Here is a 15,950-nt window from a genome sequence, read left to right as displayed (position 1 = left end):
GCTTATCGTGGTACTTCCACCATCTTAATGATCTGGGCAATTACATCATCCGTGCTGATGCCCTCCATTTCCTTTTCAGGCGTGAGCATAATGCGGTGACGCAATACATGCGGCACCATTTCCACCACATCATCCGGAATGACAAAGTCGCGGTTACGCATGGCAGCAATAGCTTTGGCGCAGTTCATAACGGCAATGGATGCACGTGGAGAAGCCCCCAGGTATAACGATGCATTCATGCGTGTTTCATGAACAATAGCAGCAATATAATGCAGCAGCTTTTCATCAATGCGTACCTGTCGTACCAGGTTCTGGTAGTTAATGATCTCTGTGGCCGTCACCACTTTCTGCGCCTGCTGTACCAGGTCTGTGGTACTATGCAGCCGGTCTATACTATGCAGCACGGCTACTTCCTGCTGCAGGTCAGGGTATTTCACTTCTATCTTGAAAAGAAAACGATCCAGCTGCGCTTCCGGCAAGCGGTACGTACCTTCCTGCTCAATCGGATTCTGTGTGGCTATCACCATAAACGGACGGTCCAGCGCATAGGTGGTGCCATCGTTTGTGATCTGTCTTTCTTCCATTACTTCAAAAAGGGCTGACTGTGTTTTCGCCGGGGCGCGGTTGATCTCATCTATCAGCACCAGGTTACTGAAAACAGGTCCCTTTTTATATTCAAATTCCCTTGTCTGCGGATTAAATACGGATGTTCCCAGTACATCGGCAGGCATCAGATCCGGTGTGAACTGAATCCTGGAGAAATCGGCATCTACGCACTGCGCCAGCAATTTGGCGGTTAATGTTTTAGCAACACCCGGCACCCCTTCAATCAACACATGCCCCTGTGTGAGCAAACCAGCTATCAGCAGGTCTACCATCTGATGCTGCCCTACAATTACTTTTCCGATTTGTGTTCTGATAGCCTCCACCCCTTCATGTAAAGCAGAGAAATCAGTACGCGGCTGAAAGGTATTGATGTCCATTTATTTCGTATTTAAGTAAAAATGTTGAATGCATTTATAATATTCCCTGAGCATATCATCGCTGACAGTTTCCGCCAGCTGTACATCATGTATCATCTGTAACAGTTGCCGGATATCGCTTTCAGGCAGGGCCGACTTTTTTGAGAGGGCTTCTGCGAATGCTTCATTCAGGTGATTGGTATTCAGATAGAAACGGGTACGGATATATTCCAGCAGATGCAGCGTCATTTTGTGCGCCAGGTTATAGTTGTTATGCTGCTGGTAATACAGCTGCCCGATGGCATCCACAAACTCCAGCGAAGTGTTGGCCAGCGGAGGCCGGTCAGGAATAATACGCTGCCGGCGCTTGCCTTCAAAAATTACGTAGAGCAGTAACAGCGCTATGGCCAGCCATAAAGCCCACCGCAGGGAAGGATAGCGCATCAGCACCTGCCATTGGCTGAATTCGCCGGACTGTGCGCTGTGCTGGTGGCAATAAAAATCATCCCAGTAAACATTCACCACTTCCTTTGGGATATAGGACAGCTGTGTTTCCATAGCCTGTATATTACTGCCCCGTAACAGAAAGTAGTTGGTAAATGTATAAGGATTGAGGGAGAGGTAAATGAATCCGTCTACATGCGCTATCCGGATGAAATTGGGTTTCTGTTTGAAATTGGTACCCAGCACGGTAGTAGAGGCAGTATCTATCTTTGAGAAATAACTGCCTGCAATCATACCATTATAGGAGAAACTTTTATTCACCGGGATAGTGCTGTCATGCAGATGTTGTGCAATATTGGCGCTGCGTTGCTGAAAGTTATCGCCTTCCGTTACTTCGAATCCCAGTTTCCTGCCCAGCCGCGGGTCTATAGTATTGACGGCCATAAACAGGTCATTACCCACTGAAACACATTCCATCATGGAAGTAATATCATTTTCGGTGGTATAGAGCTGATCGGATACCAGTATATAGGCATTGCCGGGATACCGCAGCTGGCTTTCCCTGGAAAGGGTGCTGGCAAAGGGTTTGGTAACGGTTTGTACGGAATGGTTATCGAAAAGCCGGGGCAGTGTCCTGTAAGCCACATAGCCGCCGCCCGCTTTCTTATCTTTTGCAGCGAAGGTAGCATAACGCATGTCTGTTGACTGCGCCTGATCGTCCCGCTTCAGTCCGCCGATAATCAGTAACACTATCAGCAGCAATCCGATACCGCCCGCTATGTAATATGTAGTGCTGGTTTTCACGATGTTTTTGCTAAATGGTTATTAAAATCGCGGAACTGCTGATTAATTTCCCGGAAACTGTCTTCACTCACTTCAAATCCGCCGTACCAGATGTATTCATAGTCCATGGTCAGCGTTGAAAATGTTTTATAGTAAGGCGTCTCGCGCATACTGCGCAGATAATCATTATTGGTTTTATCTTTTGCCTGGATAATCAGTTGTTTGCCTGCCAGCTGAAATAAGGTGTAGAGATACCACCAGCGCACTGCCTGCCGGATATTTTTCTCCTGGATAGCTGCTTTTATTTTCTCTTCAAACTCGGCAGCACTCTGCAGGCTTTCTTCCGGTATTTCATCCAGTCCTTCCAGCAGCTTAGGTTTTTTGAAGATGCTCAGGCCGTTATTTTTCATGAACAGGTATACCAGTGCTCCTACTCCCACTACCACCAGCGTCACTACCAGGTAGCGTATAGCACCGCTTAGATAAAACAAAAAATTAAACAGACCGGTGAAGATGTTATTGTTGTCTTTTTTCGGTTTCTCTGTTTTATCCTGGTACTGCAGGCGGGAATCCTTCTTTAGCTGCTGCATCAGGGAATCTGGGACCTGCCGCATTTCGTAGGCAGCAACATCCGGTTCTTCCGCTTCTGCAGTGCTATCCTGCGCTATGCCTGCCACCGGCAGACACAACATCAGTGCGATGAATAACCGTTGACAATATTTTTTCAGCTTGCTGCAACTCATAATGCCTTCTTTGACCGGGTAACAGGAATATTTACTTTTCCGGATGCATCCAGACTGAAACCCTTACGGTGTAAGATGATCGGGTATATCACAAAATATCCGATGATGAATGCCAGTGATCCCAGCAGGATGAAAAGGCTCAGCCACAGCGGCATTTCAGTATATCTGGTAACAAAGCCCTCCAGGAAAGCCGCCATAATAAAGATAGGCACCAGTGTTATCATGATTTTAATACCATCCTTTGCACCTTTACGGAGCGCGTCCACTCTTTTGCGGGTACCGGGAAACAGTACGCTGGTACCCAGTATGATGCCTGCACAGCCGGCAATCACGATGCTGGAAATTTCCAGCGTACCGTGAATCCATATTACCAGCACAGATTTGAAGCCAAGACCGTGGGAGAAAAATATGTACTGGAATACGCCCAGCATCACCCCGTTGCGCATCAGCATGAACAAAGTACCTGCGCCCAGGAAGATACCGCTCACATAGCACATGAATGCCACCCTGATATTATTCACGGCAATGCTGAGAAACATCAGCAGCGGATTTTCCTGTTTGTATACGCCGAACGGATCTTTCGCTGCTATATTTCTTTCTGTCATATTCACATATTCATCGCCGAGAAAGCCACGCACAAAGGTTTCATCATGTGCGGAGGAAAAGGCGCCGATGATGCAGAACAGAAGAAAGAAACTCAGCGTAAATAATAACAGCCGGTGATATTGTCTGAAAAGCAGGGGCAGCTCAAACCGGAAGAACAGTTGAAAACGGCCGATTTCTTCTTTACGGTTCTGATAGATACGCTGATAAATACCGGCTGCCAGACCGTTGATATAGCGGGTTACTTTACTGAAGCTATAAAATGTTTTGGCGTAAGAAAGGTCATCCAGTATAGATACAAATCTTTCCGCCATCTCATCAGGATCATCTGTCTGCTCTTCCTGGTATTTCTTCCAGCGGGTTAAATTTTTCTTGATAAACAGCGATTCTCTCATAGTGCGTCCATTCCCTTTTAATCCGGATTACGGGTTGCTACTGGGGAGTACAGGCAAACATACTAAATCGTTCAACAAAATATAAACAAATATGTAAATTTGAGTATGAGCAATATTAAAATACCCACTTCCTTTAACATTGACCTGGAGTTTGAAACGGCGGATGTGATGAAACGTTTTCTCGCCTGGCTCATAGATTTCGGTATCCGCTTCGCCTATTACCTGCTGGTATACAGAACCATTACCTCTTTTATGGGTTCCGGTACGGTTTCGATGACTACCGGAAATGTTCTTCTTATCCTGATACTGATATTACCGATACTATTATATTTTCCACTTACAGAAATCACGATGGGCGGACAAACACCCGGTAAGATGGTGATGAAGCTGAAAGTGGTGAGCCTTACCGGCAACCGGCCAACTGTCAGCCAGCACCTGATCCGCTGGATTTTCAGGATGGTGGAATCTCCTGCCCTGTTCATGGCATTTTTTATTCCGGTAATCATTCCGGCTGTATCAATTGCCCGTTCACCTTACAGCCAGCGTCTCGGCGACGTAGTAGCCGGCACCATCGTTATCAGCACCAAACGTAGCGGCAGTATTGAAGAAACAATTTTCCGCGACATGTCCGAAATAGACTACCAGCCTCAATTCCCTCAGATCCTGAAGCTGACTGACAGAGACATGAACAAGGTAAAAGACCTCCTGGACAAGGCACTCAGGGCCAAAGACGACGAACTGGCCGCCCGCGTAGCCTTCCGGGTAAAAGAAGTGCTGCATATTGAATCAGATCTCTCACATACGGCCTTCCTGGAAACTGTGTTGAATGATTACAACTACTATACTACCAGGGGGAATTAATTACGAATTGCGAATTACGAATTGCAAATGAGGAGCGAAGACATAAGCGGATGAAGAATTTAGTATCCGCTTATGTCTTCGCTCCTCATTCGCAATTCGTAATTCGCAATTCGTAATTAGTTAGTATTTACTTTTAATCACCACCGTCCCCGTCCATTCATCATGCCAGGGGCTGGTGCCGAAGGCGCTGAAGGGTTCGAAGGGAACGGCTCTGGCGAGGGAGCGCAGCAGTATTTTGCCGGAGGGCATTCTGTTGCCGTTCTTGAGAACAGCGCGGGTGCCCGTCACCATTTTGCCCAGTGTGCGGCCGTCCATGAAAGTTTCCATGAAATAGTAATAACCTACATACATAGCCAGGAACAGGAGCTGAAGCAACAGTTGTGTTCCCAGAGAATCGGACATAAAAGTGGCGCCGAATATGTAGGCAACAATACCCAATGCCACAACATACACGGCATAGTCTATCAGAAAGTTGATAAAGCGTTGTTCCCGGGTAGCTACTTCGTACTGTTGTTCGTCGCTCAGGTCGCGCAGCAGGTCTTTCCCGTCAGGGAGGGAGGATGATTGCATGGTTAGTGGATAAAGTTAAACGGATAATATCACACGGCTTTCTTCCCGATGGAATTAATATCGTCCAAAGGATTAATCACATCAGGATTTCCGGCCGGTCCCCGATAAATGACGGTACGGTCAAATGCCAGGATGGCCACAAAGATAATGCTCAGGAATATCAATCCGAGCGTAAAGGCGGTGGATTTGCCAAAGCTGAGGCTCAGCAGATTGGTGGTCCAGATGGCAAAGATGATGTTAACGAAAGGAATACAGAACAGGATCAGCCACCACCATGGTTTGCCTACAATCTTCAGTAAAATGTAAATGTTATAAATGGGAATAATGCATTCCCAGCCCTTGTAACCGGCTTTCTGATATACCTTCCAGTGGCAGATAATGGTAAATACACAGACGGCCAGAGAGAATAAAATGAATGGAACAGAAAAAAAAGCGCCATAATCCTGAGAATAATCCATAACAACTTTTTTAGGGTGAATAAATAATGGTCTGACGGTCGGCTGGGGGCTGTAGTGTCCGCCAGTATTAGGTTTAGAACAACTGATTTCTATTTGGGCATAACAATTGCGGCAACATAATAGTTCACTGAAATGGGAAATTACGGCACGTAAAAAAGGGGAAGAGATGAATATTTTTTTGATATTTTTTGCACAAAATTTGGATTTTCAGCGGATTGCATTACCTTTGCAACCGGCAAGTCTTATACGACCAGCTCCTGCTGAACTCCCCCAGGACAGGAATGTAGCAAGGGTAGGTGGTTGAAGCGGTGCGATATAAGTAACTTGCCTTTCTTTTTTTAAGGTCATTAGTCGCTCGTCAATAGTCGTCTGGTTGCTATTTTCTCACCTCTTGCGCTAATGACAAGTGTACTCCGCTAAAGACGAATTAATCCTGACAAACTAATTTTTAATAGTATGAAATTCTTTATCGATACGGCTAATCTTGCGCAGATACAGGAAGCGCATGATCTCGGCGTTCTGGACGGCGTTACTACCAATCCTACCCTGATGGCCAAAGAAGGTATTAAGGGAGAAGAGGCTATTTTAAAGCACTATGAAGCCATCTGCGAAATCGTTGACGGCGACGTGAGCGCGGAAGTATTTTCTACAGACTTTCAGTCTATCATTGAAGAAGGTAAAAAACTGGCGGCTATTCATCCGAACATCGTGGTGAAAGTGCCGATGATCAAAGACGGCGTAAAAGCTATCAAATGGTTCACTGAAAACGGTATCAGAACCAACTGCACACTGGTATTTTCTGCAGGTCAGGCTATCCTGGCTGCTAAAGCCGGCGCTGCCTATGTTTCTCCGTTTATCGGTCGTATCGATGACAGCAACTGGGATGGCGTTGAGCTGATTGCCCAGATCGCCCAGATCTATGCCCTCCAGGGCTTCAAAACTGAAATCCTCGCCGCATCCATCCGTAGCGCACTCCACATTGTGAAATGTGCAGAAGTAGGCGCCGACGTATGTACATGCCCGTTAGATTCTATCCTCGGCCTGCTGAAACATCCGTTAACAGATATCGGCCTGGCTAAGTTCCTGGAAGACGCGAAGAAAATGTAATCACAATATATTTTTTAGATGGTGTATCCCCGGTGCAGTTGATTGCGCCGGGGATTTTTTTTGTAAATTGTTATACATTAAATCGTTAACGGGCATGGGGAAATATATTCTTTCGCTGGATCAGGGCACTACCAGCTCACGCGCTATCGTCTTCGACCACCAGGGCAGCATCATTGCCACCGCACAAAAAGAATTCAAACAAATATTTCCACAACCCGGATGGGTAGAACACGATGCTATGGAAATATGGACCTCGCAGGCCAGCGTTGCCGCCGAAGCCCTGCTGAAAGCCAGAATTTCCGGGGATAATGTGGCCGCCATCGGCATCACCAACCAGCGGGAAACCACTATCGTATGGGACCGCAAAACCGGTAAACCCATCCATAACGCTATCGTCTGGCAGGACCGCCGCACAGCTGCCTATTGCGATGAACTGAAAAAATCAGGCAGGGAAGACTTCATCAAAAATAAAACAGGCCTGCGGATAGATGCCTATTTCTCCGCTACCAAAGTGAAATGGCTGCTGGATAATATCCCCGGCGCACGCCAGCGCGCGGAGAATGGCGAACTTGCCTTCGGCACCGTAGACAGCTGGCTCACCTGGAACTTCTCCAACAGCCAGCTGCACATTACCGACGTATCCAATGCCTCCCGTACCCTGCTGTTCAATATTCATGATATGAAATGGGATGAAGAACTGCTCAGCCTCTTCAACATCCCCGCTTCCATGCTGCCGGAGGTGAAATCATCCAGCGAGGTATACGGCTACTCAGAAGCGAACCTTACCCCCTACCGCATTCCCATTGCCGGTATTGCCGGCGACCAGCAGGCAGCTCTCTTTGGTCAGCTGTGCACCGCACCGGGCATGATAAAAAACACCTACGGCACCGGATGCTTCATGGTACTGAATACCGGCGATAAGCCCATCCCATCGCAGAATAACCTCCTCACTACCGTTGCCTGGCAAATCAATGGCCAAACCACCTATGCGCTGGAAGGCAGCATATTCATAGGTGGCGCAGTAGTACAGTGGCTGCGCGACGGACTCGGCATCATCAGGCATTCTGCAGATGTGGAAAAACTGGCCGCTACCGTACCGCACAGCGACGGCGTATACTTTGTACCCGCCTTCGCAGGATTAGGCGCCCCCTACTGGAATCAGCATGCCAGAGGCACCATGGTAGGCCTTACCCGTGGCTCCGGCGCCGCACACGTAGCCCGCGCCGCGCTCGACAGTATTGCCTTCCAGACAATGGATGTACTCAAAGCCATGGAACGCGATGCCGGTATGCCCATCACAGAACTCCGCGTGGATGGCGGCGCTACCCGTAATAACCTGCTCATGCAGTTCCAGGCCGATCTCCTGCAGATCAGGGTGGTACGCCCTGTCATCACCGAAACCACTGCCCTCGGCGCAGCCTATCTCGCCGGACTCGCAGTAGGCTTCTGGGATAATATCGACAGCATCGCCGCTCAATGGAAAATTGACGCCACCTTCGATCCCTCCATGGACCCGCAGCAGCAAAGTAAATACTGTAAAGACTGGAAACGCGCTATCAGAGCAGCACAGGCATGGACAGAAGACGACGATGAAAACGCATAATCCTCCGCTGCATTCATCATTCGCAATTCGTCATTCGTAATCCGTAATTATTATATCTATATGTCGCCTTTTTTAGCTGAAGTAATCGGAACAGCCTTTATCATCACATTGGGAGACGGCGTAGTAGCCAATGTTGTACTCAACAACTCCAAAGGTAACCAGGGCGGCTGGATTGTTATCACGATGGGATGGGCCATGGCGGTATTTATCGGGGTATATTGCGCCGGTCAGTACAGCGGCGCACACCTCAATCCGGCCGTTACGATGGCGCTGGCCGTGAAAGGCGACTTCAGCTGGGCATTGGTGCCCGCATATATAGCAGCCCAGCTGCTGGGAGCTATGCTCGGCGCCCTTATCGTATGGCTCTGTTACAAAAAGCAATTCGATGCCACATCAGATGCCGCCGGCAAACTGGGCGTATTCTGCACCATCCCCGCTATCCGCAATACGGGGTATAATTTTCTCACTGAACTGCTGGCCACCTTCGTATTTGTCCTGGCTATTCTCTTCATCACCAAACCCGCTACCGGCATAGGCTCCCTGGATGCTTTACCTGTAGCCTTTGTTGTACTGGCCATCGGCCTCTCTCTCGGCGGCCCTACCGGCTACGCCATCAATCCTGCCAGGGACTTGGGTCCACGCCTCATGCATGCCCTCCTCCCCATTTCCGGCAAAGGCAGCAGCGACTGGAGCTACGCATGGGTTCCCATCGCCGGCCCGCTACTCGGCGGCATAGCAGCCGCTCTTATCTTTACCTTCCTTTAGATTTATTTGAGATTTGATTATTTGATTATTTGAGATTTTGTGCCTGATCATAGTTCCCTCTGGATCTTATCGTCCCCGGAGAAAATCATGAACAGGCACAAAATCTCAAATAACCAAATCTCAAATGAAATGAATTTTCATTTTTTTCTGAAAGTTTCGTAACTTTGATAATTATTAGCACGGTATGGCATTTGCCGAACCACAGCATACGGGAGGCGCTGATAAATCGCCTCATACAGATTGTCATATCTGCGCTAGAAACCATATTGCTGTATAATATAAATAGATGAGTTATGATTCAGCCCAACATTCCGGCGACAACGAAACCACGCGTAGTTATTGTAGGAGGAGGATTTGGAGGTATTAACCTGGCCAAACAGCTCAAGCACGCCCCCGTACAGGTGGTATTGCTCGACAGGAATAATTATCACCTTTTTCAACCCCTGCTATACCAGGTATCCACAGCAGGACTGGAACCTGACAGCATCGCCTTTCCGCTGCGCGGCATCTTCAGAAAGCAAAAGAACATTGTCATACGCATGGCGGAAGTTACCGGCTTACGCGCAACAGAAAATACCCTGGAAACCGGTATCGGCGAAATCAAATACGACTACCTCATCTTCGCCACCGGCAGCAATACCAACTTCTTTGGTAACAAGCCTATCGCAGAAAATGCCATCGGTATGAAATCCTTGATTGAAGCAGTGCAGATAAGGAATTATGTGGTGAAACAGTTTGAAGAAAGCCTGCTGCTCACAGATCCGGAAGAAATAAAACCTAAACTCAACTTCGTCATGGTTGGCGGCGGCCCCACCGGTGTGGAGCTGGCAGGCGCTTTTGCGGAACTGCGCAAATACATTATGCCTAAAGATTATCCCAGCATCCCGCAAGCACTCATGAACGTTTACCTTATTGAAGCAGGTCCGAAACTGCTGGCCTCCTTCAGTGAAAAAACATCACAGAAAACACAGGAAGCACTGCAGGAACTGGGCGTACGGGTATTGCTTAACACCGGCGTAAAAGAATACGATGGCCATACCATCACCCTCAGCACCGGAGAAACCATCAAAACACAATCTCTCCTGTGGTCTGCCGGCGTAAAAGGAGAACCTGTAAAAGGGCTCTCCCAGGACATCTTACTGCCTAACGGCCGTATTCTTGTGAATGAATTCAACCAGGTGAAAGGTTACGAAAACGTCTTCGCCATCGGCGACATCGCTCAGATGACCAACGACCAGCGGTTTCCCAAAGGTTACCCCATGGTGGCGCAGGTAGCCATTCAGCAGGGAAAAAACGTAGCCCACAACCTCCACCTGACACTGGAAAACAAACCACTGAAAGGCTTCCATTACAAAGACCTTGGCAGCATGGCCACCATTGGACGTAACAGAGCCGTAGCCGAATTCGCCAATATGCGCCTCAGCGGCTATTTCGCCTGGATCGTCTGGATGATCGTTCACCTCATGAGCCTCCTCGGCTTCAGAAATAAACTGGTCGTTTTCATCAACTGGTTCTACCGCTACTTCACCTACGAAAGAGGCACACGTATTATTATTAAGCGCGGCGCCGCGAATATTGTGAAACTCAGACAGACGGTAGGGGTTTGATTTAATTACGAATTGCGAATTGCGAATTGCGAATTACGAATGCAGAAGCGAAGATGTAAACGAAGATTAAAAGAGATACTTAGTAGTTATCCCCATTAATCTTCGTTTACATCTTCGCTTCTGCATTCGTAATTCGAAGTCAAAATCATTTTCGGTTTAGAATAGAATTCAGCGTAATATTCGAAACAAGTTCATCTGCTCTTCCGCCGAGGGGACGGAAGTACAGCAGTATCGTATAGTTATTTTCAGTTTCCCAGTAGTTGCCTTCGGTCAGTTCTGTATTGAATCCGGCGTTGGGAACGGTTTTGTCTACCAGGCCGTAGATGTAGTTATAATAGCCCTGTTTCAGGAATAAAGTACCTTCATATGCCCTGCTGGCAGCGTTGTAGGCAAGCCGGCTTTTATCGTTCAGTTCATAGTCGGTCATCTCTCCGAAAATATACATATCATAGCCGGCATAAGGTTCCGGTGCTACAAATGAAAAATGTACGGAGGCATAATCACCTTCAAAGTTAGGATCATAGCCATCCATTGTGGCCAGGTAATATTTGCCGTTGATATCTTTGATGAACTGGTATACCCTGGTAGATCTTTCTACGTCAGGAACGGCAAACACATCGGTGCTGTTGCTGTGGTATTCCGATCGCTGTACCCTTTCTGTCTGAAGCCGGAAGCTGCGCAGATCAATCCAGCGGAACTCTTTACCGGCGGGGACTACGCAATTCAGTTCCGCATTATATTTCATGATATTGCCGTTGATGAATTGCGGCCGCAGGTTGGTCAGCGCATTGTCCCAGCGGTAGTTCTGCAAAACCACCACCTTTATCTGATCAAAAGGGTTCTGGATATTCAGGGAGCCTGTATTTACCTCGAAATTGACTTTCTGGTGGGTACGGAACAATTTGGGACTCACCGGCTGCTGAATAAAACCACTGATACCCGCTTTATTCTCCACTACAAACATGCGGCGGGTAAAGGCCAGCTGCGTGGTATCGCTGTCCAGATACACTTTCAGCAGGTAGTTGCCTGATTTCACCGGGTAACTGTTCGTACCCGGCAGCTGTACGCTGTAATGCGTATATCGCTGCAGCGCTACACTGGACATACGGTAATTCAGTATACGCGTTTCCGAGAAGCCCCGCATGTAATCAAACTGGTTCACCGGAGCCGGTGTCCAGTCTGCATTACAGAGAATAAATGAATAATAGTAGTTCTTCACATCATTATCCATATCATCAAAAGACAGCTCCAGCTTCTCCCCGCTGCCAACAGTATACATGGGCATACTCAACGGATCTCCGAGCTGGTTGAATTTGACGGATCTGATATTGTTGAAATAAATGTGGTCCGGTGTGATGACATTCACCTGCGCGGAAGCCCTGTTAATCAACAGGAACTGCACAGTGACCATCAGGAAAAGAAATGCTGTACGCATACTGGCTATTTGATGATATTCAATTTACAACTATTTGCCGATTTCCGAATTTTGTAATTTACCGATACATTTGCCTTTATCAGGGAATCACAAAATTCGTAAATGGAATTATCTTCTTTTATTGCCAGAAGGATTGCTTTTAACAAGGCCTCCTCTTTTTCAAAGTTCATTATCAACATTGCGGTGGCCGCAACTGCGGTAAGCGTAGCGGTAATGATACTGGCAACAGCGCTGGTAAACGGCTTTCAGCAGGTAATCCAGCAAAAGATTTTCAGCTTCTGGGGGCATCTCCATGTAAACCAGTACCAGCCAAATGCAGGCCCGCTCACAGAAGAAATTCCCTTTGCCTCCAGCCCTACCCTCATCGATAGTATTAAACTGATTCCGGGTGTTAAAACAGTCAGCAATTATGCTACCAAATCCGCTATTATCAAGTCTGAAAAGGAAATAGACGGTATTATCTTCAAAGGGGTAGACAAAAACTACGACTGGCCCCAGCTGCAGCAGTTCTTACAAACCGGCAGGCCCATTGCCTTCAGCGATACCGCCTATACGTCAGAAATCATGATCTCTGCTACGATGGCGCAGGAACTACAGGTGAAAGCCAATGATAAAGTGATTATCTATTTCATCCAGGGCGGCGGATTGCCTCCCCGGGCGCGTAAGCTGCTGGTAGCCGGCATCTATAAAACCGGCATAGAGGAATACGATAAAACCTATGTCATCGGCGATCTCAATCTTATCCGCAAACTCAGCGGCTGGGATCAGACAGAAGTAGGCGGCTATGAAGTCACCCTGCAGGATTATCATAAAATGGATACCACTGCCCGCATCATCGATAATACCATCCTGCCCGATCAGCTGTTCACCCGCACCATCCGTGATATTTACCCCAATATATTCGACTGGCTGCAGCTGCAGAACCAGAATGAACTTATCATTATTGTTATCATGACAATTGTGGCTGTTATCAATATGATTACCGCTATCCTCATCCTGATACTCGAACGTACCAATATGGTGGGTATTCTCAAAGCCCTGGGGATGCGCGACTGGAAGATTCAGCAGGTATTTGTACTCCAGGCCGGATATATTATTCTGATGGGGGTACTGATCGGCGACTTCTTCGGCCTCGGTATCGCATTCCTGCAACAGAGCACCGGCCTGTTCAAACTGCCGGAAGAGTCCTATTACATGTCTGTGGCAGCCATTTCCATCAACTGGGTGGAAGTCCTGATGATCAACCTGGGCACCATTGCCATATGCCTGGCCGTATTGCTGATTCCATCATTGATCATCAGGAGGATTACACCCGTAAAGGCTATTCAGTTTAAATAACTATTTCTTCAGCGATTTCACATAATCACGCAGATAGCTGCACTGGCCGTAAACGCTTCTGTAGAACTGCGTCTGACCGTAGTTGCTTTTCAACACCGGGAAATAACGGTTATGCACCAACGCGGAATAATACTTTTGTTCATCATCGCTCGGAGGCGTGTGCTTCTGTGAGCAACGGGCTGCCATAAAAAAGCATCTGGCCCTGAACTCGTTATCCGTGGCGGCCTGTGCAGCCTTCAGATAATAGCTCTCTGCCGCATAGCACCCAAAGTACTGCTTCTCAAAGGGATGCCTGTCGCTGGCAGCAGTATACCACAGGTACGTAGGCCTGTGATCTTTCACAAAGCCCCAGGTTTTACCGTAATAGCTGATGTTGAATAACGCCGTCGCATAATCGTAAAATACTTTTGCGGGAACGGGCGTGATTTTCATCTTTTCCTGCAACTGTATCATACGCTCGCAGAACTGCAGCTGGCTGATACTTCTGGGATGTCTGGCATCTGCCGTATCATATCCGAAGTCCTGCAGCTGGTCCTGGAATACCTGGTAAGATATTTCCTGGCTACGGGTTTTCTTAAACCAGTCACGGGCATTCTGAAAATCATGTACCCGCAGATAGCTTACACCGATGGTATTGTTAATATCAATATTTTTCGGGAAGAAGCCCGTCAGATAGTTTTCATACGGTGTTTTGGAAGATGAAAGGAAGAAATCGTTCAGCTTCAGCAGCTCAGCGGAAGACATTTCGTTTCTTACCTGGTCCCTGGCCGACAGATCCAGGTACCACTGATACCCATACAGATGCAGGGAGTCACAACGGCCACGCACCAACGCTTCCTTTGTCAGGTTGCCCTGTTGGTGATAACGCGGCGCCAGTATAGAAAGCAACAGGTTACGGTAAACTTTATTGTAGAACATGGTGCGGCTGGAAGTATACCATTCGTCTGCTCCCAGCTTGCCCATCTTACCGTCCAGCCATCTGAAAGATGACAGCAACTTATCTTCAAAATCCTTGTCAATGGTTTTCTGCTCATTAATATTCACAAGCAGGTTAACCACTTCCCACTGATCCCTGCTCTCCGGATCCTTTACCCGTGCATTGTCCAGCGCTTTCCTGGCGGCAGCATAATCGCGGCACATATAGGAGAGGTAAGCAGCGGATACCTTCCACATGTCAATATCCCGCACCTTACCTTTATCGATCACCGTGTTCATCCACCGGATCATGGGCTTTATCCGTGTATTGGCCATGGTGGTCATTTCCGGCGACAGCTTTACGAGAGCGGCCATACCGGCGGAATCTGTCATCGGCGAAATGGTTTCATTGAGGAAACTGCTTTCCAGCTTATTGATTTCTCTTCCCAGCAGTACACTTAATGCAGGAGAAGAGGGATCATAATCGTATGCTTCCTTCAGCGGTTTCATATCAGGTTCACTGTTATTGAAGCCATAGATAGCAGCTAAATTGGCTTTCTCGCTGTTATCCTTACACAAGGCGTATACCGCGCTGGCAGGCGCATTACCCCATCTCATACTGGTGATACTGCTGATACGCAGGGAGGGGGCCTTTTCAAATACGCTGGAGAAAAGATAGGCACTTTGTACCGTATCGCGCAGGTGCTGGAGTGCGCCCGCTTTCAGCGAGAGCGACTTATAATACACCAGGGAAGATCCTGTTTTCTTACCGAACATCTCATCAAAAGAAGCTATCGCCTCCCTGTACTGACGCATGTAATGCTGCAGGCGTATCAGCTGAAATGCGTAACGGTCGCGGATATCCTTGTTTTTTGTCTTGCTGTACAATTCCAGTCCTTCCTGCTGCAGCGCCTTCATCCTGGTAATATCCCGCTCCGGCACAGACCAGGGGTCAGCGTTGACTACCGCCGGCTCACAGGTTTTGGCAAACAGCAGATATCTTGCAGCTTCCTGATTGCCGCCATCCTGCAGGAACTTCGTAAAGGTGTTGCGGCGTACGCTGTCAGGCACGCTGCTGTTCAATGCCACACCGGACATCACGGCAACGGGATAGGTATAAATATATTCCCGTATATCCTTTGCCGTTACCTTACTGCCGGTAAACTGCTGCCAGTCGGCAACATTGGCTGTTTCTTCCGATGGGGTAGGATCATCATAGAAAACGCTGAGCGAGGTATAGTAGAATGGTTCGTACCCTGCGCCTTTCGGATAGGGATTGAAGAAGGAAACGTAATAGTCATAAGGGTCCGGCTCCGGACCACAGGACAATGTATAGATCACATTGCCGAATAATGCCACAC

14 protein-coding genes and 1 other RNA gene are annotated in these 15,950 nt (G+C 47.9%); 7 read left to right on the top strand and 8 right to left on the bottom strand.

What is annotated here, in order from left to right; all coding sequences use genetic code 11:
• Positions 1 to 2: 2 nt before the first annotated feature.
• Genes GWG06_RS12240 through GWG06_RS12225 form a run of 4 tightly spaced genes read right to left on the bottom strand, consistent with a single transcriptional unit; the run spans position 3 to position 3,930 of the window.
• A complete protein-coding gene (locus GWG06_RS12240) occupies positions 3 to 983 on the bottom strand; it encodes an AAA family ATPase (RefSeq protein WP_160713537.1) in 981 nt (326 codons plus the stop codon).
• On the bottom strand, positions 984 to 2,210 hold the full coding sequence (locus GWG06_RS12235; protein ID WP_160713535.1) for a DUF4350 domain-containing protein: 1,227 nt from the start codon (positions 2,208 to 2,210) through the stop codon (positions 984 to 986). It abuts the gene before it with no gap.
• Complete coding sequence (locus GWG06_RS12230; RefSeq protein ID WP_160713533.1) at positions 2,207 to 2,932, bottom strand: hypothetical protein; 726 nt, start codon at positions 2,930 to 2,932, stop codon at positions 2,207 to 2,209. Before GWG06_RS12230 ends, GWG06_RS12235 begins: the two co-directional genes overlap by 4 nt.
• A complete protein-coding gene (locus tag GWG06_RS12225) occupies positions 2,929 to 3,930 on the bottom strand; it encodes a stage II sporulation protein M (protein WP_160713531.1) in 1,002 nt (333 codons plus the stop codon). The genes GWG06_RS12230 and GWG06_RS12225 overlap by 4 nt, the downstream gene beginning before the upstream one ends.
• A gap of 105 nt (positions 3,931 to 4,035) precedes the next feature.
• Here GWG06_RS12225 and GWG06_RS12220 point away from each other — a divergent pair, with 105 nt between their 5' ends.
• Positions 4,036 to 4,791, top strand: a complete 756-nt coding sequence (locus GWG06_RS12220) for an RDD family protein (RefSeq protein ID WP_127040327.1) — start codon at positions 4,036 to 4,038, stop codon at positions 4,789 to 4,791.
• A 120-nt stretch (positions 4,792 to 4,911) separates the two neighbouring features.
• Here GWG06_RS12220 and GWG06_RS12215 read toward each other — a convergent pair whose 3' ends face one another.
• Together GWG06_RS12215 and GWG06_RS12210 are read right to left on the bottom strand one after the other, a co-directional pair.
• Complete coding sequence (locus GWG06_RS12215) at positions 4,912 to 5,361, bottom strand: RDD family protein (RefSeq protein ID WP_127040330.1); 450 nt, start codon at positions 5,359 to 5,361, stop codon at positions 4,912 to 4,914.
• Positions 5,362 to 5,390: 29 nt separating this feature from the next.
• Entirely contained in the window at positions 5,391 to 5,819 is a 429-nt protein-coding gene (locus tag GWG06_RS12210) for a DUF5684 domain-containing protein (RefSeq protein WP_202183005.1), read from the bottom strand.
• A gap of 233 nt (positions 5,820 to 6,052) precedes the next feature.
• On the opposite strand from GWG06_RS12210, the gene ffs reads away from it, so the two are divergent.
• The 5 genes from ffs to GWG06_RS12185 all read left to right on the top strand — a co-directional run bounded on the left by ffs (position 6,053) and on the right by GWG06_RS12185 (position 10,901).
• An RNA gene (ffs, locus tag GWG06_RS12205) (signal recognition particle sRNA small type) lies at positions 6,053 to 6,152 on the top strand.
• 123 nt (positions 6,153 to 6,275) lie between these two features.
• On the top strand, positions 6,276 to 6,926 hold the full coding sequence (fsa, locus tag GWG06_RS12200; RefSeq protein WP_127040333.1) for a fructose-6-phosphate aldolase: 651 nt from the start codon (positions 6,276 to 6,278) through the stop codon (positions 6,924 to 6,926).
• A gap of 94 nt (positions 6,927 to 7,020) precedes the next feature.
• A complete protein-coding gene (glpK, locus tag GWG06_RS12195; protein WP_160713529.1) occupies positions 7,021 to 8,529 on the top strand; it encodes a glycerol kinase GlpK in 1,509 nt (502 codons plus the stop codon).
• A gap of 60 nt (positions 8,530 to 8,589) precedes the next feature.
• Positions 8,590 to 9,294 (top strand): MIP/aquaporin family protein, encoded by a 705-nt coding sequence (locus GWG06_RS12190; protein WP_160713527.1) that lies wholly within the window; start codon positions 8,590 to 8,592, stop codon positions 9,292 to 9,294.
• A 293-nt stretch (positions 9,295 to 9,587) separates the two neighbouring features.
• Positions 9,588 to 10,901, top strand: coding sequence for an NAD(P)/FAD-dependent oxidoreductase (locus GWG06_RS12185; RefSeq protein WP_160713525.1), 1,314 nt, complete (start codon positions 9,588 to 9,590; stop codon positions 10,899 to 10,901).
• A 145-nt stretch (positions 10,902 to 11,046) separates the two neighbouring features.
• On the opposite strand, the gene GWG06_RS12180 is transcribed toward GWG06_RS12185, so the two are convergent.
• On the bottom strand, positions 11,047 to 12,336 hold the full coding sequence (locus GWG06_RS12180) for a type IX secretion system plug protein (RefSeq protein WP_160713523.1): 1,290 nt from the start codon (positions 12,334 to 12,336) through the stop codon (positions 11,047 to 11,049).
• 102 nt (positions 12,337 to 12,438) lie between these two features.
• Between GWG06_RS12180 and GWG06_RS12175 the strand changes: the two genes are divergently transcribed.
• Positions 12,439 to 13,674 carry an ABC transporter permease gene (locus GWG06_RS12175; protein ID WP_127040348.1) on the top strand — a complete coding sequence of 412 codons (1,236 nt, stop codon included), beginning with the start codon at positions 12,439 to 12,441 and terminating at the stop codon, positions 13,672 to 13,674.
• Here the strand turns inward: GWG06_RS12175 and GWG06_RS12170 are convergent, their stop codons facing one another.
• Positions 13,675 to 15,948, bottom strand: a complete 2,274-nt coding sequence (locus GWG06_RS12170) for a hypothetical protein (RefSeq protein WP_160713521.1) — start codon at positions 15,946 to 15,948, stop codon at positions 13,675 to 13,677.
• Between the last annotated feature and the right edge of the window lie 2 nt (positions 15,949 to 15,950).

It is taken from the genome of Chitinophaga solisilvae (assembly GCF_009928525.1).
Taxonomy (GTDB): Bacteria; Bacteroidota; Bacteroidia; order Chitinophagales; family Chitinophagaceae; genus Chitinophaga; species Chitinophaga solisilvae.
This window is presented reverse-complemented; position numbering and strand designations above follow the sequence as displayed.